This window comes from Gemmatimonas sp. (assembly GCF_044345575.1).
GTDB lineage: Bacteria > Gemmatimonadota > Gemmatimonadetes > Gemmatimonadales > Gemmatimonadaceae > Gemmatimonas.
The window spans coordinates 16,527-34,848 of the sequence record NZ_JBIJAW010000007.1 but is presented as its reverse complement, the minus strand read 5'-3'; the positions used below and the strand labels follow the sequence as shown (position 1 = coordinate 34,848).

At 66.9% G+C, this 18,322-nt stretch carries 18 protein-coding genes; 14 read left to right on the top strand and 4 right to left on the bottom strand.

Annotation, left to right across the window (positions count from 1 at the left end):
• From tgt to ACIQ6O_RS01170, 13 genes are all read left to right on the top strand, one after another.
• A partial coding sequence (gene tgt / locus ACIQ6O_RS01230) for a tRNA guanosine(34) transglycosylase Tgt (RefSeq protein ID WP_396205937.1) occupies nt 1-931 on the top strand: 931 nt, incomplete at its 5' end.
• Nucleotides 928-1,278: a preprotein translocase subunit YajC gene (gene yajC / locus ACIQ6O_RS01225; protein WP_396205936.1), complete on the top strand. Its 351-nt coding sequence runs from the start codon at nt 928-930 to the stop codon at nt 1,276-1,278. The genes tgt and yajC, both read left to right, overlap by 4 nt.
• Before the next feature lie 31 nt (nt 1,279-1,309).
• Nucleotides 1,310-1,873 carry a peptide deformylase gene (gene def, locus ACIQ6O_RS01220; RefSeq protein ID WP_396205935.1) on the top strand — a complete coding sequence of 188 codons (564 nt, stop codon included), beginning with the start codon at nt 1,310-1,312 and terminating at the stop codon, nt 1,871-1,873.
• A gap of 15 nt (nt 1,874-1,888) precedes the next feature.
• On the top strand, nt 1,889-2,884 hold the full coding sequence (gene fmt, locus ACIQ6O_RS01215; protein WP_396205934.1) for a methionyl-tRNA formyltransferase: 996 nt from the start codon (nt 1,889-1,891) through the stop codon (nt 2,882-2,884).
• Nucleotides 2,881-4,230, top strand: coding sequence for a 16S rRNA (cytosine(967)-C(5))-methyltransferase RsmB (gene rsmB / locus ACIQ6O_RS01210; protein ID WP_396205933.1), 1,350 nt, complete (start codon nt 2,881-2,883; stop codon nt 4,228-4,230). Before fmt ends, rsmB begins: the two co-directional genes overlap by 4 nt.
• The gene (locus ACIQ6O_RS01205) at nt 4,230-4,772 is read left to right on the top strand and encodes a PASTA domain-containing protein (RefSeq protein WP_396205932.1); all 543 of its coding nucleotides are present in this window, start codon (nt 4,230-4,232) and stop codon (nt 4,770-4,772) included. The genes rsmB and ACIQ6O_RS01205 overlap by 1 nt, the downstream gene beginning before the upstream one ends.
• Complete coding sequence (gene rpe / locus ACIQ6O_RS01200) at nt 4,769-5,434, top strand: ribulose-phosphate 3-epimerase (protein ID WP_396205931.1); 666 nt, start codon at nt 4,769-4,771, stop codon at nt 5,432-5,434. The genes ACIQ6O_RS01205 and rpe overlap by 4 nt, the downstream gene beginning before the upstream one ends.
• Complete coding sequence (locus ACIQ6O_RS01195; RefSeq protein ID WP_396205930.1) at nt 5,431-5,982, top strand: peroxiredoxin family protein; 552 nt, start codon at nt 5,431-5,433, stop codon at nt 5,980-5,982. Before rpe ends, ACIQ6O_RS01195 begins: the two co-directional genes overlap by 4 nt.
• Before the next feature lie 14 nt (nt 5,983-5,996).
• Nucleotides 5,997-7,076, top strand: a complete 1,080-nt coding sequence (tsaD, locus tag ACIQ6O_RS01190; protein ID WP_396205929.1) for a tRNA (adenosine(37)-N6)-threonylcarbamoyltransferase complex transferase subunit TsaD — start codon at nt 5,997-5,999, stop codon at nt 7,074-7,076.
• 9 nt (nt 7,077-7,085) lie between these two features.
• The gene (gene lgt / locus ACIQ6O_RS01185; RefSeq protein ID WP_396205928.1) at nt 7,086-7,910 is read left to right on the top strand and encodes a prolipoprotein diacylglyceryl transferase; all 825 of its coding nucleotides are present in this window, start codon (nt 7,086-7,088) and stop codon (nt 7,908-7,910) included.
• Between the two features lie 370 nt (nt 7,911-8,280).
• Complete coding sequence (locus ACIQ6O_RS01180; RefSeq protein ID WP_396205927.1) at nt 8,281-8,565, top strand: ferrous iron transport protein A; 285 nt, start codon at nt 8,281-8,283, stop codon at nt 8,563-8,565.
• A gap of 71 nt (nt 8,566-8,636) precedes the next feature.
• Nucleotides 8,637-10,835 (top strand): ferrous iron transport protein B, encoded by a 2,199-nt coding sequence (feoB, locus tag ACIQ6O_RS01175; RefSeq protein WP_396205926.1) that lies wholly within the window; start codon nt 8,637-8,639, stop codon nt 10,833-10,835.
• A gap of 1 nt (nt 10,836) precedes the next feature.
• On the top strand, nt 10,837-10,974 hold the full coding sequence (locus ACIQ6O_RS01170) for a FeoB-associated Cys-rich membrane protein (protein WP_396205925.1): 138 nt from the start codon (nt 10,837-10,839) through the stop codon (nt 10,972-10,974).
• A 344-nt stretch (nt 10,975-11,318) separates the two neighbouring features.
• Here ACIQ6O_RS01170 and ACIQ6O_RS01165 read toward each other — a convergent pair whose 3' ends face one another.
• Genes ACIQ6O_RS01165 through ACIQ6O_RS01155 form a run of 3 tightly spaced genes read right to left on the bottom strand, consistent with a single transcriptional unit; the run spans nt 11,319 to nt 13,760 of the window.
• Entirely contained in the window at nt 11,319-12,050 is a 732-nt protein-coding gene (locus ACIQ6O_RS01165; protein WP_396205924.1) for a hypothetical protein, read from the bottom strand.
• Between the two features lie 55 nt (nt 12,051-12,105).
• Complete coding sequence (locus ACIQ6O_RS01160) at nt 12,106-12,795, bottom strand: HAD family hydrolase (RefSeq protein ID WP_396205923.1); 690 nt, start codon at nt 12,793-12,795, stop codon at nt 12,106-12,108.
• A complete protein-coding gene (locus ACIQ6O_RS01155) occupies nt 12,792-13,760 on the bottom strand; it encodes a DMT family transporter (RefSeq protein WP_396205922.1) in 969 nt (322 codons plus the stop codon). Before ACIQ6O_RS01155 ends, ACIQ6O_RS01160 begins: the two co-directional genes overlap by 4 nt.
• 59 nt (nt 13,761-13,819) lie before the next feature.
• On the opposite strand from ACIQ6O_RS01155, the gene ACIQ6O_RS01150 reads away from it, so the two are divergent.
• Nucleotides 13,820-14,251 carry a DUF6941 family protein gene (locus ACIQ6O_RS01150; protein ID WP_396205921.1) on the top strand — a complete coding sequence of 144 codons (432 nt, stop codon included), beginning with the start codon at nt 13,820-13,822 and terminating at the stop codon, nt 14,249-14,251.
• Between the two features lie 219 nt (nt 14,252-14,470).
• Here the strand turns inward: ACIQ6O_RS01150 and ACIQ6O_RS01145 are convergent, their stop codons facing one another.
• Nucleotides 14,471-18,271, bottom strand: coding sequence for a PAS domain S-box protein (locus ACIQ6O_RS01145; protein ID WP_396205920.1), 3,801 nt, complete (start codon nt 18,269-18,271; stop codon nt 14,471-14,473).
• Nucleotides 18,272-18,322 lie beyond the last annotated feature (51 nt).

Genomic DNA, 18,322 nt, shown 5'->3' with positions numbered 1-18,322 from the left:
CATGGGCGGGCTGCACCGGTTCATGCAGTGGCACGGCCCCATCCTCACGGATAGCGGGGGCTTTCAGGTGTTCTCCCTCGAGGGGCTCCGCACCATCCAGGAAGAGGGGGTGGAGTTCCGCAGCCATCTGGACGGGTCGCTGCAGCAGTTCACCCCCGAAAGCGTGATGCAGATCGAGCGCAATCTTGGCGCCGACGTCATCATGCAGTTCGATCACGTGGTGCCGGGGCAGTCGCCGCACGATCTCGCGAAGGTCGCCATGGAGCGCAGCATCCGCTGGCTCGAGCGGTGCCAGGTGGCTTTCGATCGGTTGCAGGCCGAGGATACGCTCGCGCCCACGCCGGTCCAGGCGCTGTTTCCCATCGTGCAGGGGGGCATTCACGCCGACCTGCGTCGGGATTCGGCGCAGGCCATCACGAACACCGGTGACTGGGTGGGGTATGGGATCGGCGGGCTGTCCGTGGGGGAGGCGAAGCCCGATATGTACGCCATGCTCGACGTGGTGAACGAGGTGCTCCCCACCGACAAGCCGCGTTACCTCATGGGGGTGGGCTTCCCGGAGGATCTCGTGGAGGGGGTCGCCCGCGGGGTCGACCTGTTCGACTGTGTTGCGCCGACGCGTATGGGGCGGACCGGCGCCTTTTTCACCGCGACCGGCCGCAAGAACATCAAGAACGCCCAGTGGCGGCTCGATGGGTCTCCGCTGGAGGAGGGGTGCAGCTGTGCGGCGTGCACCCGGTTTTCCAAGGCCTATCTGCGGCACCTGTTTGTGGCCGAAGAGATTCTCGGCCTCCGCCTCCTGAGCCTGCACAATGTACATTTCCTCGTCGCCTTGATGCGCGATGCGCGGGCCGCCGTTCAGGCCGGCACGTTCCAAGGCTGGAGCCGTGAGTGGCTCGCCCGTTATCACTCGAGCAAAACCAAGTCATGACCGTGCCCGTCTTCGCCAGCTTCGCCCTCCTGCAGGCCGCTCCCACGGCCGCCATCCCGCAGATGATTTTCATGTACGGGGCGATTTTCGCGATCTTTTACTTCGTGCTCATCCGGCCGCAGCAGAAGCAGCGCAAGCAGCACGAAGAGCGTGTGAAGACACTCAAGAAGGGCGACGAGATCGTCACCGCCGGCGGCATCGTCGGCGAAGTGCTGCACATCGCGTCGCAGGGGAAGGACGGCGCGGCCACCCTCGCCGATCGCATCACCATCAAGTCGGGCGAAAGCAAGCTCATCGTCGAACGCGGTCGCATTGCGGCCGTGGGCGGCAGCGCCCCCGTGGCGTAAGTCGCTTTTTCACCGTTCTCGCACAGCGCCCGTGTCCCTGCTCGATATCCACGTCCTCGGCTCCCCCATTCTCCGTCAGGAGACCGAGGTGGTTACCCAGATCACGCCCGAACTCCGCCGCCTGGTCGACGACATGTTCGACACCATGGAAGCGGCCAAGGGCGTGGGGCTCGCCGCACCGCAGGTGGGGCGCTCCGAACGGCTGTGCGTGGTGGACGCGGACGACATGCGCCTCGTGGTGATCAACCCCGAGATCGTGCACAAGGAAGGCGGGCTCGTACGCGGGGAGGAAGGGTGCCTTTCCATTCCCGAGATCTACGCCGACGTGGACCGCTTCGCGCGCATCACGGTACGGGCGCAGGACATCGACGGCGCGTGGTACGAGATCGAGAACGCCGCGAACCTGCTCGGCCGTTGCCTGCAGCATGAAATCGATCACCTGCACGGCAGGATGTTCACCGATCGCCTGAGCCTGCTCAAGAAGCGGTCGGCGATGAAGGAGTGGGAGAACTACGAGAAGGCCAAGTATCCGAAGAACGTGCGCGTGCTTCCCGTCGGCGATCTGCCGCCGGAGAAGGACGGCGCCAACGCATAAGGGAGTCGGCGCCCCGTGAGAATTCTCTTCTGGGGCACGCCAGACTTCGCCGTGCCGCCGTTGCGCGCCCTCATCGGTGAAGGGCACGAGGTGGTGGGCGTGGTCACGCAGCCCGACAAGCCGCGCGGGCGCTCACGCACGCAGCTCGACCCGTCGCCGGTGAAGGTGGTGGCGCTCGAGGAGGGCATCCCGGTGCTGCAGCCGCTCAAGCCGCGCGGCGACGAGTTCCTGCAGCAGATGCGCGACCTCGCGCCCGACATCTCGGTGGTGGTGGCCTACGGGCACATTCTCCCGAAGGCCGTCATCGACCTGCCGCCGCACGGCACGCTCAACATTCACGCGTCGTTGCTGCCAGAGCTGCGCGGCGCCGCGCCCATTCAGGCGAGCATTCTGCAAGGGATGCCCGAAACGGGCGTGACGATCATGCAGATGGTGCCGGCCCTCGATGCCGGCGACATGCTGCATGTGCTGCGCATCCCCATCAGTCCCGAGACCACCTACGGCGAACTGCACGATCAGCTGGCCGAGATGGGAGCGCTGGCCATCGTACAGGCGCTCACGCTCATCGAGGCCGGGGCATCGCGCGCCGTGCCGCAGGACCACGCACGCAGCACGTATGCGCCGAAGATCGAGCGGCACATGGCACGGCTCGATTTCACGCAGCCGGCGGATGTGGTGTCGCGCGTGTCGCGGGCCTTCGACCCGCGCCCTGGGTCATTTGCGCACCTCAAGGGCCTGGATGTGAAGTGCTTCGGCGCACGCGTGTTCGGCGACGGCACCGACGGCGCGCTCGACGAGCCCACGCGTTCAAGCCCGCCCGGCACGGTGCGTAGCGCCGATGACCATGGTCTCCTGGTCCGCTGTGGCGTAGGCGCCGTGTGCTTCACCGATGTGCAGCCCAGTGGCAAGCCGCGCATGACGGCCGCCGCGTGGGCGCGCGGGCGCGGTGTGCAGGCGGGAGACGTGTTCGACGCACTCCACGACCTGCCGCAGTCCAGCACCGGCGCGTGACCTTCGTGAAGCGCCCGTATCAAGGCACCCAGAAGGGCCCCGACGTGACGGAGTCACGCACAGCGGCCGCCAACGTGCTCGCCGACTTGCGCGCCGGGCAGTTACTCGACGCGGCGTTCGAACGGCGTACCACGACACTCGACACGCGCGACCGGCGCTGGGTGCAGGAGCTCGTGTGGGGGACGCTGCGCACGCGCAGCCTGCTCGATGCCGTGCTCGCCGAGCGCGTGCGCGGCGGCATCGCCAAGCTCGACGTGGACGTGGCCGACCTGCTGCGGATCGGCGCGTACCAGCTCATGTCGATGGACAGCGTGCCGCCGTATGCCGCCATCGGGCAGACGGTGCAGCTCACCAAGCAGCGGCATGGTATCGGGGCGAGCAAGCTGGCCAACGCGGTGTTGCGGCGCATCGATCGCGAACGCGACGCGATTGCGCCACCGGTGCCCGTCGACCCGCTCGACGCGCTCGCGCAGGAGTTCTCGCATCCAAGTTGGGTCGTGCAGCGGTGGGCGGAGCGCTGGGGACTCGATGGCACGCGCGCGCTGCTCGACGCGAACAATGCGCCGGCGAGCATCGTGGTGCGCCCCTATGGCATGGAGCGCGAGCCGCTCGATGGGATGCTGCAGACGGCGGGCGTGGATACGCACGACGTACCGCTCGTGCCTGATTCGCTGCGCCTCTCCGGCAGTGTGGCGCTCACCGAACTCGGGGCGTTCAAGCAGGGGGCGTTCTACGTGCAGGATCCCGCGGCGACGCTCGTGGCGATGTACGCGCACGTGCCGGAAGGTGGTACAGTGGCCGACTTGTGCGCGGCGCCTGGGAGCAAGTCGCTCGAGCTCGCGCGCCGCGCCGGGCTGGTGATCGCGGCCGATCGCAACAGCGCGCGCGTGGATCGCATGCTCCAGGGATTCGGCCGTCTCGACGCCGAACGTCTGCAGGTGATCGTGGCCGACGCCACCCAACCCGCGCTGGCACCGGTCGATGCCGTCCTCGTGGATGTGCCCTGCACCGGCACCGGCACCTTCCGCCGTCACCCCGATGCGCGTTGGCGGCTACGCGTGAGCGACTTCGCGGTGCTGGGCGCCCTGCAGAAGAAGATCTTGCGCAGTGCGGCCACACTGGTGAAGCCCGGCGGTTTGCTGGTGTACAGCACCTGCTCGCTCGAACTCGAAGAGAACGACGATCAGGTCCGTGCATTCCTCGACGCACATCCCGAGTTCTCTCTGGAACCGCCACCGGCTGGTACTGTACCAGCCGAGGTGCTCGACGGGGATGTCCTGCGCGTGCTGCCGCACGTGCACGGATTCGATGGTTCGTACGCGGCACGACTCAGGAGGGCCGCCTGATGGCGACCGAGAAGAAGACGGCGAAGACGCGCCGCCGCAGCACCACGACGCTCAAGACCTGGAGCACGCGCGCCCTCCTCGCGCTCGTGGCCGGCGCGTCGATTGGCGCGGGCGCCGGCGTGATGACGGTGAACAAGCTCGAACCGGGCCGCGGCACCGGCGTGGACTCGCTGGCGGTGATGCTGGACAGCATTGCCCGTGGAAAGGTTTCCACGGGAGGCGCGAAGGACGATTCGGCGCAGAGTGCGAAGCGCGCGGCGCCCGCTGATTCTGTGGCGACGCCGGAGGTGGAACTCATTGCCGTGCCCGCACTCACCGACTTCGAAGAGGGGGCGGCGCGCAACGCGCTGCTCGATGCCGGCCTGCAGGTGGGAGAGGTGCAGTTTCAGGCGTCTCCCAAGCCCGCGGGCACCGTGCTCTCCAGCATCCCCATCGCTGGCTCCAATGTGGCACCCAACACCCCCGTGACCCTCGTGCTCAGCGATGGCCGACCGAGTGTAACCGATACGCTGTCCCCTTCCTTCGCCAAGCCTGCCCCATGAGCGTTCGCATTGCCCCGTCCGTTCTCAGCGCCGACTTCCGTAAACTCGGCGAGGAAATCGCCATGTGCGACGCCGGCGGCGCCGACTGGATTCACGTGGATGTCATGGACGGCCGCTTCGTGCCCAACCTGTCGTTCGGCGTGAAGGTCATCGAGGCGGTGAAGAAGAGCACCACCAAGGTGGTGGATGTGCACCTCATGGTGCTCGAGCCGGAGAACTACTTCGACGACTATGTAAAGGCCGGCGCCGACGTACTCACCATTCACGTGGAAGCGGCGCCGCACCTCGATCGCCAGATCATGCGCATCAAGGAGCTGGGCGTGAAGGCCGGGGTGGCACTCAACCCTGGTACGCCGCTCAGCGCCATCGAAGAGGTGGTGCACCTGCTCGACCTCGTGCTCATCATGAGTGTGAACCCGGGCTACGGCGGGCAGAAGTTCATCCCGTACTCGGTGGACAAGATCGAACGCGCGCGTTTTCTGCTCGATCAGGCACAGAGCAGCGCCGTACTCGAAGTGGACGGCGGCATTTCGCGCGACACGATTCACGCGTGCTGGAAGGCCGGTGCGGATACGTTCGTGGCCGGTAATGCCGTGTTCGGCGCAGCGCATCCGCAGCAGGAGATCGCCGTGCTGCGCAACCTCTGCTCGGAAAGCGTATGACCGTCAAGCAGCAGTGGATGGTGGTGCTCGGCATCGTAGCCGTCCTCGCCGGCGGCGGCTTTACCGCGTCACACTTCCTCAAGGACGAACTCACCAGCATCGGCGTGGGCAGCGATGCGCCGGGGTTTGCCGCGGCCACACTCGACGCGCCTGCCAAGATGAAGTCGCTCAGCGACTACCGCGGCGAGGTAGTGGTGCTGAACATCTGGGCCACGTGGTGCATCCCGTGCCGTACCGAGATGCCGAGCATGGAGAAGCTCTTCAAGGAGCTCGGCCCCAAGGGACTCAAGATGGTCGCGGTGAGCGTGGACAACGCCGGCGAAGAGCAGAAGATCCGCGACTTCGCCAAGGAATACGGGCTCACCTTCGAGATTCTTCACGATGGCGCGGGTGCCATTCAGGGCATCTATCGCACCACGGGCGTGCCGGAAACGTTCGTGCTCGATCGCGACGGCGTGATCCGCAAGAAGTGGATCGGCGCCGACGACTGGGCGTCGGAAGGGAACAAGCGCCTGCTCGAGCAGCTGCTCGCGCAGCCCAAGTCATAAGCGCACCCGCCATCGTGCGCGTCCTCGGCATCGAGACCTCCTGCGACGAAACGTCGGCGGCCGTCGTGAGCGGCACGCCCGATGCCATGGCGCTCGAGTCGCTCGTGATTCTGTCGCAGGACGTGCACCGCCTGTTCGGCGGCGTGGTGCCGGAGATCGCGAGTCGTCAGCACCTCACCGGCATCGTGCCGGCGGTCGACGCCGCGCTGCGTGATGCAGGCGTGCGCGTGGGTGAGCTCGATGCAATTGCCGTGACGTATGCGCCGGGGCTCGTTGGCGCACTGCTCGTGGGTACCAGCTACGCCAAGGCGCTCGCATACACGCACGATGTGCCGGTGGTGCCGGTGCACCATCTCGAGGGGCATCTCTTCGCCACGTTGCTCGAGCACGCCAACGCCGCGCCACCATTCACGGCGCTGCTCGTGAGCGGCGGGCACACGCTGCTCCTCGACGTGCCCGCGTGGGGGCGCTACACGCTGCTCGGTCAGACGCGCGACGACGCGGCCGGTGAGGCGTTCGACAAGGTGGCGAAGCTGCTTGGCCTGCCATATCCCGGCGGGCGTCCCATCGAGCAGTTGGCGGCCACGGCCGAGAATCCGGAGCACGGGCATGCGCATTACTTCGCGCGCCCCATGTTGCGCCGTCGTGCCGTGGTGACTGACGAGGACTACTACGACTGTTCGTTCAGCGGCCTCAAGACGGCAGTGCTGCACGCGGTTCGCGCCTCGGAGAAGGCGGGCACACTCGACCACGACCGGGCGAGTATCGCGCGCGGTTTTCAGGACGCGGTCATCGACACGCTGGTGGAGAAGACCTATCGCGCCGCCAAGGCGCATCGACGCGGCCGGGTGGTGCTGGGCGGCGGGGTGGCGTGCAACGGCGCGCTGCAGCAGGCCATGCGGGAGCGGTTCGCCGGGCGCGGTGGTGACGTGTTCGCCCCCTCGCCGCGACTCGCCACGGACAATGCGGCGATGATCGCGGCGGCGGGGCTCTTCCGCGCCATGCGGGGCGAGTGGGCCGATCCGTCATTCACGGCGCAGGCCTCGCTCCCGATCCCGGGGCTGGTTTCGCACTCGACTACCCACAGCGGCTAATTTCCCCGCATGCTTTCCCCCATTCAGCACCTTCCCGCGAACTTTCAGCTCGGCCCCCTCGAAGTCACCGGCTTCGGGCTGGCAGTGCTGGCCGCGTTCGCCATCTCACAGATCATCTGCCAGCGCGAGCTGTGGCGGCGTGGCTTCGACAAGGAAGCCGATGCCATCCCCGACATCGTGCTCGCAGCGCTGGTGGGCACGCTGATCGGCGCGAAGACCTACTACGTGGTGCTCACCGGCGACCCGGGGGCGTTCCTGAGCCGCGGCGGCTTCGTGTTCTGGGGCGGCTTCATGGGCGCCGTGGCGCTCTGCTGGGCGGTCATCAAGGCCAAGAAGCTCAACTTCCTGCGCATCGCGGATGTGGCGGGCATCGCCATCGCCGCCGGGTACAGCGTGGGGCGCACGGGGTGCTGGGCGGTGGGCGACGACTACGGACGGCCGTGGAACGGCTTCCTCGCCACGCAGTTCCCCGAGGGCGCGCCGCCGAGCACGGTGAGCGTGATGAGCAGCCAGTTCGGGGTAACGTTTCCCGCGGGCACGAACCCCATGGATGTGGTGGCGGTGCACCCCACGCAGCTGTACGAGACGCTGATGGGGTTCATCATGTTCCTGGTGGTGTGGAATCTCCGGAAGCACACCAACAAGGAAGGGTGGCTGTTCGGCGTCTACTGCATCGTGGCGGGCGTCGAGCGCTTCATCGTGGAGTTCTTCCGCGCCAAGGACGACGCGCTGACAGTGGGGCTGACGACGGCACAGATCATTGCCATCACGATCTTCACGATCGGGGTGGGGCTGATCGTTTCTCGGCGGCGGCCTGTTCCGGCCGCGACCTGATTGGGTGCTGCGGCGAGCTGGTGCAACAGCAGACGGCAGACGGCAGGAACTACAGCACGCAGTTGGGGAGGAATGTGGTAGAACAACACGGGCGCGGCCGCTTTGCGGCGCGCCCGATTTCCTTTGGGGTAGGGCTATCGGCAGCGCGCGCAGCGCAGCTGCCGTGTTGTTCTTCCGAATGCCTCCCGTACTGCGTGCTGTAGCTCCTGCCGTCTGCCGTCTGCTGGTAGGGGAGCTCAGCGGAGGCGCGCGAAGCGAAAGAATGCAGCAGGCTCTCCCCAATCCCGACTCCCTCATTCCCCATTGCGCGCAATACCGTAGTTCGTGTATACTCCATTACACCTGTTGAGAAACATTCTCATCTACTCCCGTGCGCTCGGTTTCCCTCCCTACTCTCCAGACCGCTGACACCGCCCCGCGCACCACGTGCGCGTTGAGCGCCTGTCGCGCCGGAACCCGCGCCACCGTCGTCGACATCGAGTGCTCCGGCGACGAAGCCTGCCGCCTCCGCGCCCTCGGGCTCTGCGAAGGCACCGCCGTCAACATCATCGATGCGCGCGATGCCATGCTCGTCGAAGTCCGTGGCACCCGCCTCGCGCTCGGCTCGGCGCTCACGGCGGGCATCACCGTGCAGCCCGTCGCGGCGCGCGCCTAGTCGCCGCCTGAGGGCGCCGGCGACCCACTTTCCGGTGTCGCGCGCATTTCGCGAGACCCGACCGTGATTCCGTGACGACTATTCCACCCGCGCCGACCGGTGATTCCCCGGTTGTGAACGACGCCCGTCACGAGTCGCGCTCCACCGATGTGCGCACCAACGACGCCGCCCTCCGGGTTGCCATCATCGGCAACCCCAACACCGGCAAGACCACGCTCTTCAACGCCCTCACCGGGCTGCGCCAGCGTGTGGGCAATTTCGCCGGCGTCACCGTCGAGCGCGTCGAGGGCGGCTTCAAGGGCCCCGACGGCCGGCGCATCACCGTGCTCGATCTGCCCGGCAGCTATTCGTTGTCAGCCGGCTCGCCCGACGAACAGGTCGCGCTCGAAGTGCTGCTCAACCGCGACGCCGATCACTGGAAGCCCGATGTGGTGCTCGTGGTCGTCGATGCGGTGCACCTCGAGCGCAATCTCTTCCTCGCCAGCCAGGTCATCGAGCTCGGCGTGCCCGTCGTCGTTGCGCTCAACCAGTTCGACGTCGCCCAGAACGAAGGGATCACGATCGACGTCCCCGAGCTCATTCATGAACTCGGCGTGCCCGTCGTGCCCACGGTCGCGAAACGGGGCGAGGGGCTCGAGCCCCTCAAGAAGGCGATCATTACCGCGACCACGCTGTCGGCGCCGGTGCGCAAGTTCACGCTGCCGCCCACCGTGCGCGATGCGCTCGCTCCGCTCACCGCCTGTCTCACCAGCGCCGGACTCACCGACAGCGCGGCCGGCATGGAAGCGCTGCGCCTCCTGGGTGTGCAGAAGACCGAGGCCCATCTGGCCACCGTGCCGCACTTGCCGACGGCAGTGCAGGACGCCATCGCCGCACTGAAGCACGGCGGCTTTACCCCCAACCGTCTCGAGAGCGAACTGCGCTACGCGTGGATCGCCGAGGTGGTGGAGAAGACCGTCTCGCGCCCCCGGAACATCAAGCAGAACCTCAACGATCAGATCGATCGCGTGGTCCTGCACCGTGTGTTCGGCCCGGTCATCTTCCTCGTGCTCATGGCCGTCGTCTTTCAGGCCGTCTTCTCGTGGGCCGCCCCCCTCATGGACGGCATCGAGGTCCTCATCGGCGCCGTGGGTGGTGCCGTGGGCGATCGCATGGCCGACGGCGACCTCAAGTCGCTCGTGGTCGATGGCGTGATCGGCGGGGTGGGATCGGTGCTCGTGTTCCTGCCGCAGATCGCCATCCTGTTCGCGTTCATCACGCTGCTCGAACACTCCGGGTACATGGCCCGTGCGGCGTTCCTCATGGACCGCGTCATGCGCACCGTGGGGCTGCACGGGAAAAGCTTCATCCCCATGCTCTCAGGGTACGCCTGCGCCGTGCCGGGAGTGATGGCCACACGCACCATCGAAGACCCGAAAGACCGCCTCGCCACGATCATGGTGGTGCCGCTCATGAGCTGTTCGGCGCGTCTGCCGGTGTACACGCTGCTCATCGGGGCGTTCGTGCCCGCCACATCGCTCATCCCCGGGCTCACGCTGCAGGGCGCCACCATGCTGGGCATGTACCTGCTCGGGACGGTCGTGGCACTGCTGGTGGCGGCCGTGTTCAAGCGCACCCTGCTCAAGGGGCCTGTGCGCCCCATGATTCTCGAGCTGCCGCCGTACCGCCTGCCCAGCGCGTGGTCGCTGCTGGTGAGCGTGGCGCAGCGGTGTCAGCTGTTCCTGCGCCGAGCGGGCACGGTGATTCTTGCCCTCAGCATCGTGCTGTGGGCCATGGCCACCTTCCCGCGCACCACCGTCGACAGCGCGCTGCCCGAGGAAGTGCAGCAGGAACAGCAGCTCGAGCATTCGGTGCTCGGACAAATCGGCCATGCCATCGAACCCATCGTGCGTCCGCTGGGGTATGACTGGAAGATCGGCGTGAGCATCGCCGCCAGCTTCGCCGCCCGTGAAGTGTTCGTGAGCACCATGGGCACGATCTACGGCGTGGGCAGCGAGAACGAGGCGGCCCTCACGCGGAAGCTGCAGACCGAGACCAACGCCGTGACTGGCAAGCGTGCCTACACGACGCTCGTGGCGATCGGACTCATGGTGTTCTACGTGTTCGCCCTGATGTGTATCAGCACCGTGGCCGTCACCGTGCGCGAAGCGGGCGGCGGCGCGCTCGGATGGAAGTGGGCCACGATTCAGTTCGTGTACATGCTGGCCCTGGCCTACGTCGGCGCGTGGATCGTGTACGCTGGCGGTACCGCGCTCGGTCTCGGAGGGTGAGATGCCGATGGATACGCTGGTCGTACTGCTGATCGTGGCTGGCGCCGCTGCGTATGTGGGGCGGATGGCGTGGCGATCGATCGCGGCGGCGCGCAAACCCAAGCACGGGTGTGGGGCGGACTGCGGGTGCGGGCATTAGGGGGCTGACGTTCTGCGCGTGCGACAAACAGCAGACGGCAGACGGCAGGAACTACAGCACGCAGTGCGGGAGGAATTCGGTATAACCACCCGGCGGTCTGCGCTTCGCGCGCCGCCGATGTCCCCACCGCAAAGGAAATCGGGCGCCCCGCGAAGCGGTGGCGCCCGTTTTGTTCTACCACACTCCTCCGTAACTGCGTGCTGTAGTTCCTGCCGTCTGCCATCTGCAGTTCGCAGTGTGCAGTTCGCAGTGTGCAGTTCGCAGTGTGCAGTTCGCAGTGTGCAGTTCGCAGTTCGCAGTTCGCAGTTCGCAGTTCGCAGTGTGCCGTGCGCAGTTAACGCCCTTCAGGAATCCCCCACCATCTCCCCAATCCCCACCCACGCCTCATCCGCCGCCGCGAACACCGCGCTCACCGCCGTCACCCACCGCCGCCAGTCGGCGAAGCGCGTGTCCATCTCGCCGGTGCGCACGGTTTCGCTGGCGGCCTGCAACGCATCGAGGGCGGCGAACGTGTCCGCCGCCTCGTCCTCAATGGCGGCTTCCATGGCGCGCTGCTCCGCCGCGTTGTCGGGCGCTATCGTCGCGGCGATGCGCGCGGCGGATTCGGTCAGCGCCGCCGATAGCACGGTGCCATCCATGAGTGCGGCCTGACGCTGCGGGTCGCTCACGCCATGCACGGCTTTGCGGGCGGCGAGCAGCGGCGCGAACCACGTGTCGTGCGCCGACTGCAGCGCGCTCGGGCCTCGTGCCCCGTAGCGCGGGGCCCCGAACGACTTGAGGCCGCGCGTGAGTTCGGGCATGCGGCAGGCGCGATCCATGACCGCGAGCGCGAATGGACGCAGCGCTTCGCTCCCGGTGAGCTCGAGCACGTCGTGATCACGCAGATAGACCGTGAGCGACGTCGCACCGGGCGCGACGCCCTCAATGCCGTCGAAATCGAGACGCCATGCTGCAGCGTTGGCCCAGTCGAGGACGAGGGCATCGTGATCGAACGACAGCTCGGCGTTGGCGTCCACGTCACGCCCGCGCACGATCCCCACCGCGCGCACTGCCAACCGCTGTTCGATGACGGTCATGGGTGTTGAACGCCGCCAGGATACCCGTGCGTCACGCGCCCCGCGACGGGCGGTGTCACGCGAGGATCGCCTCCACCACCGCCGCGGTGTCGGCCAGCGTGTCGAACACGGCCGCCGGCTGGTGCTCGGCCAGCTCCTGCACGCTGAAGCGCCCCGTGGCCACGCCGATGGCGCGCACGTTGAGTGAACGCCCGCAATGAATGTCCGCCGGCGTGTCCCCGATGATCACCATGCGCTCGCCGGGGATGTCCCGCCCGAGCAGCGCCTGCGCCCGTTTTTGGGCCACCGCCGGCAACATGGGACGATGCTCGTGATCACTGCCGAAGGCATTCACGAGGAACTGCTCCCACGCGAGATTCACGGCCCGGATCTTCTGGCGCGCCCCCGCCTCGATGTTGCCGGTGAGCAGCCCTACCGTGACCTCCTCGTGCGCCCCCAGCGTGTCGAGCAGCGGAGGAATGCCCGCCATCAGTACCGCCTGCTCGACGCCCGACGCCAGCTCCTGCTCGAGTCGCTCGGCGTAGAGAGCGAAGACATCGAGCATGCGCGCGTCAATGACGTCGTCGTCGATGCCCGCCCACCGCATCTGCTCGCGCGTGATCTGTCGATCGGTCTTGCCGTCGTAGCGGTAGGCGGGATCGCCGTGCGCACCGAACACCGTGAACAGCGCATGCTCCATCGAGCGACGACCGGCCCCATCGGTACGCAGCAGCGTACCATCGATATCGAACAACACCACCTTCACGCGGCTTCCTCCAATGCTTCCGGGGCCGGTCGCACCTTGGCGGTGCGCGACACAAGCAACCCCGCCATGATGAACCCGGCGCCAAGCAACTGCCACGACGAAGGCGTTTCGTGCAGCATGACCCACGCCACCGCGATGGCCACGATCGGCTGCAGGTTGCCGTACATGCTCGTCTTCGTGGGGCCCAGCACACGCACGCCGTGGTAGAAGAGCAGATACCCCACGACCATGGCCAGCAGGGCGGCGTACACCACGGCGAGCCACCCACCGATACGTACGGCCCCCCAATCGAGACGCAGCATGTCGGGGAGACCCACCAGCGCCATCATGCCTGCACCACTCGCAAGCGTGATCGCCGAAAGGTGGAGTCCGTTGCTCCGCTGGGTGTACGGCTGCAGCAGAATGCTGTAGAGCGCCCAGGCGATGCTGCCGAGGGAAATGAGCAACGCCCCCAGCAACCCGCTCTCGCCACCCTCGAACTTCTGCGTGCTCCCCACCACGCACAGCACGCCGACGAGTTGCAGACCGATCCCGGCCCAGCCCAGGCGGGATACCCGTTCCCGCCCAAGCAGGCGGGACATGATGGCGATCCATGCCGGCCCGGCAGCGACGATCAGGGCCGCGACGCCCGCACGCGTTCGCGCCATGCCGGAGATGAACAGCAGCTGGTAGAACCCGTTGCCGAGGAGCCCAAGCAGCAGCAGCCGCCCCGTATCCCGTCGGTTGGGCCAGGCGTCCCGCGTGAATCGCGCGATGCCGAAGAGGACGAGCGCCGCAAGCACCATGCGCACGGCCGTGAAAGACAGCGGCGTCAGCGCCTGCAGTCCCGCCTTGACCACACTGTAGTTGACGCCCCAGATGATCGCCATGAGCACCAGGCCGGCATCGGTCAACCCGAATCCCGGAGCAGCCGGTGCGCCGTTGGGCGCCGCGGTATCAGCGCGCGTGGAGGACAGCGACGTCATGACGCAATGTAGGCTCGAATGGCCCCCTGCGGGTAGCGCAATCGGGTTATCTTGCCTCCATGCATGTGAACTTCGCGCTCTTCGCCGATGCGGCGAACATCTCCCAGGAAGGGAAGCTCAACATCCTCGGCATCTTCGATGCCGTGCAGGTGGCTCAGCTCCCCGCCCTGCATCCGCGCAGCACCTTCGTGCTGCGGCTCAAGGCCAACGCCCAGGACGTCGGCGTACATCCGCTCGTGTTGCGCTGGATGAACCCCCGCGGCAACGAGCTGTGGAACTCCTCGGCGGAACTCGAAATCGGAGGCGCCCCCCCGGGCACCAGCGAGCTCGACATGCCGGTGATCATCCAGCTGGACCTGCCGCTCGACGTGCCCGGCGAGTACCGCATGATCATCAACGTGGGCTCCAAGCACACCGCCACGTGCACGCTCAACGTGCACGCAGCGCAGCCGGCCGCGCTGCCGGCGCAGCAGCCGGGCATGGTCTCCTGATTCGGCGAGCGTGACGGCGCGAGGAACCGCGGGAGGAACGGCGAGTTACTGCGTCATGGGTCATGTGTCGCCACGTCATGATGACGACGAAACCAAAAACTGCGGGTTACTGCGCGATGATCCGCAGTAACCCGCAGTTTTGGCTTCGCAGTAACCATGACGTCGTCAGACATGACCCATGACGAAGTCTCACGCTTTTTTCCGCCGTTACCCGGGCTGTTACCCCACCACGAGCTGCGCCACTCTCGTCGCCAATTCCGCCAGCGTGAACGGCTTGGCCAGGACTTGGCGACCCGTCAGACGAATGAAGCGCGCGGCCGGCGCGTTGTGCAGATCGCCGGTCATGAACACCACGCGCTCCGCCTGGTCGGGGTGGGTCGCCATCATGCTCTCGTAGACATCCTCACCCGTGATGCCCTTCATGCGCAGATCGAGCAGGATGAGATCGTACCGCGTGAATGAGAGCAGATCGAGCGCGGCGCTCCCGTTCTCGGCCACGTCCACGGTATAGCCACTCGCGCGCAGGAATCGACTGATCGCCGTGCGCAGGGTGACTTCATCCTCGATGAGCAGGATCGCACCGCCGGCCGCGACCGGTACCACATCGGCGTCGGTATCGTCATGCATCGCCGCGGACATCGTGAGCGCGGGCGATGCCGGCCCCCCGGCAGGCTCGCCGGTCGCCGATGCCGTCGACACGTCGCCCGAGGCACCAGCCACGAGCGCCGGCAGCAGGACACGGAAGCGCGCACCCTCCCCGGCCACCGAATACGCCTCGAGGGTCCCCGCGTGATCCCGCACGATGGTGTGCGTGATCGTGAGTCCGAGCCCACGATGCCCATACGCGCCGCGCGTGGTGAACATGGGCTCCATGATGCGATCGAGATGATGCGCCATGATCCCCGGACCGCTGTCCGACACGGTGATGCATACCTGCTCACCCCGGCGCATCGACGCCAGCTGCAGATGGCGTCGACCATCATGACCGCGGAGCGCCTGCTCGGCGTTCGCGATCAGGTTGGACACCACCTGCTGCAACTGCAAGGCATCACCGCTCACGGGGGGCAGCGACGCATCGAGCTCGAGGGCAACCGTCACACCGAGTGCGCGCAGCGCGTACCCGTGATGATCGAGCGCTCTCCGAAGCACGGTATTCACATCGACCGGCGCGCGTGTGCCCCCCGGCTGCGGGGCTTCCCCGGTGCTGTCGAGCAACTGCGCCACGATCTGCGAGGCGCGCCGTGCATCATCGACGATCTGCGCCACCGCGCGGCGGTCGTCCTCGCCCAGCGTGGACGACGACACCTGCAACTCGGCCACGGCCAGCAGGCTGGCGAGCGGGTTGTTGAGTTCGTTGGCTACACGGACGAGAGACTGTCCTACAGCCGTGAGCTGCGCCTGCTGCAGCGTGGCCTCTCGCGTGATCTCGTCGGTGGTGATGTCGCGAACGATCGCCAGCGCGCCCACCACCGTCTCGCCGTCCATGAACGGCGCTGTCGTCACCATGGTGATACGCGAACCGGTCGCGCCGAGGCACCGCAATTGGAGCTTGCGGCGTTTGCCGAGCAGCGTGGCCTGCATTTCCCGCTCGCCGAAGAGCCGATCGACCGGGTCAACGAATGACAGGAAGTGCTGCCCGAGCACCTGCTCACGTGCAACGCCGGCTTCGTCGAGGAACGCCTGATTCACCGAGGTGAAGCACCCCGCCATGTCGACCGTGAAGATCGCGTCAGTCGCATTCTCCACGAGGCGATGATACAACTCCTCACTGCGCTGACGGGCATGGGCATCGTCCCGCTGCTCGGTCACGTCGCGCAGACAGGAGACCGTGCCGGTGACTTCCCGGAGTTCATAGAGCGGCGCGCTGCTCACCTGCACCACGCGCGTCGACCCGTGGGCCGTCCGTACTTCGCAATCGAAGCGGCGCGTGTGTCCCTGCTGGGTCGTAGCCATTTCCGCCTGCACGTCGCTCGTACAGCCGTCGCTCACCAGGTCCATGGCCAGCGCCCCCACCAGATTGGAGCGCGCAAAGAGCTGGTGGGCCGCCGGGTTGGCGAAGTTGATCCGGCCGTCGAGCCCCGTGATGATGATCGCGTCGGACACGGTATCCAGCACCTTGCGATGCTGTTCGGCCAGTCGCTCGGTCTCGGTCACGTCATCAAACGTGATCACGCAGCCACCATCGGGATGAGACGCCGCCAGCAGGGAAAACAGCCGCCCCGTAGCCATATCGCGCACCGTCTGGCGCACGGGCACGCCTTCGCCGAGCGCTCGGGCGATGAAGGCGTCGAGATAGCGCCCCTCTTCCGAATCGGCCCGTCCGACGAGCGCGTCGCGGAAGCGGCGGCCGAGCAGGCCGGAGATGCTGAACCCGCACAGCTCTGCCGCCCGGGAATTGCAGCGGCTCACCGTGAGTGATTCTTCGAGCACCACGATCCCGCTCGCCGTGCTGTCGAAGGCCACTTTCCACTCGTGCGTGGCCTTCTCGATCTCCTCGAACAACCGCGCGTTCACGATGGCGACGGACACCTGGTCGGCGAGCCGCTGCATCACCTTCGCGTCTTCGGCGTCGAACGGCTTCTCGCGATTGAGGATTCCGATGGCGCCGATGGTGCCGCGCCCCGTGACGAGCGGAGCGATCACCGTGCGCTGAATGCGCATGAGGTGCTGCACCGAGCGATTGATCGCATTCTCCGCACCGAACTCGTTCACCAGAATGAGTTCGTTCGATTGTACCGACTGCCCAATGAGGCTGGCATTGACCGGCAGGTGCACCCCACTCAGGACATCCGCGCTGCCGATGGCGGCCACGATGTGCAGGTAGTCACCGGTGCGCAGCGCGATGCAGGCGCCTTCCACGTTGAGCAGCGAAACGGAATGCCGAAGAATGAGACGCAGCACCTCGCCCAACCGGAGCGACTCACCGACGGCGCGCGCCACATCGGCGAGCGCTTCGGTGGTCCGGCGTTCGCGTTCGCTCTCGGCATAGCGACGGGCGTTGGCAATGGCCGTCGCCGCCTGCGATGCCATGGTGGCCAGCATCTCCTCGTCTTCGGCCGAGTACATGTCGGGGGTGGTCGAATGCACGGCGAGCACGCCGAGCAGCCGAATGCCCACTCGAATGGGTACGGCCACCACGCTCGTGGCCGCCCCCGATTCCCCTACGATGTCGTACATCGACAACGGTGCCGACAACCCGGCTTTCTCGCGCGCCCGATCCGCTTCGCGATCACCCACGCGAACCGGACGACCGGTGCGGGCCACCTCGGCCACGAGCCCCTCGCCGAGACGCACCGGGCCACGCGGCCGCTCGATGCCACGCATGAGTCGCAAGCCGGTGTTGAGCACGTCGCTCTGCAGGTCCGGCATCAGCACGGCCACGCCATCGCATCGCAAGGCACGCTGCACCTGACGCGCGAGCTCGCGCAGGATTTCCTGTTCGTCGAGCGACCGCGTGAGCGAGGCACCCGCTTCCTGTAGCAACGTGAGGCGTTCGTGTCGCTGCAGCGCCAGGGCTTCGAGTGCCGCGTAGGCGACACGCGCGGTGAGATGACGGATGACCGCCGAAATGTCGCGCAGACGCTGTTCCGAAGGGCGAAGACCGTCCCGTGCCCCAGCCAGCTTCACGGTGCCCACGACATCCTGCTTGGGACCACGCATGACCGCCACGAGCAGGTCGGTGGCCAGCCACGTCTGGCGATCACCCAGCGGCGACGGATCACTGCCGAAGAATTCGCGCGCGACCCACGTATCGCTCCCGTCGAGCAGATACAGGTCACCGACGCGGAAACGCTCCAGATGCGACAGACGGCGGCGCCACACTGCCCCCGGCAGCGGCTTGAGCCCCAACCCGGTCAGCGACGAGACATCGGGTGTACCGGCACTTGCCACAACGATCGGGTTCAGCGAGGCGTCGCGCAGCGTGATCACGACCCGGTCGAACCCCAGCTCGTACAGCAGTTCCGCTGCCACCTGCACCCGCGCACCATCGGTCTCGGCGCGATCGATCGCGTCGAGCATGGTATGAAGCGAGGGGATCGCTGTGAGGGAGGACGGTGTGGAGGTGCGGAT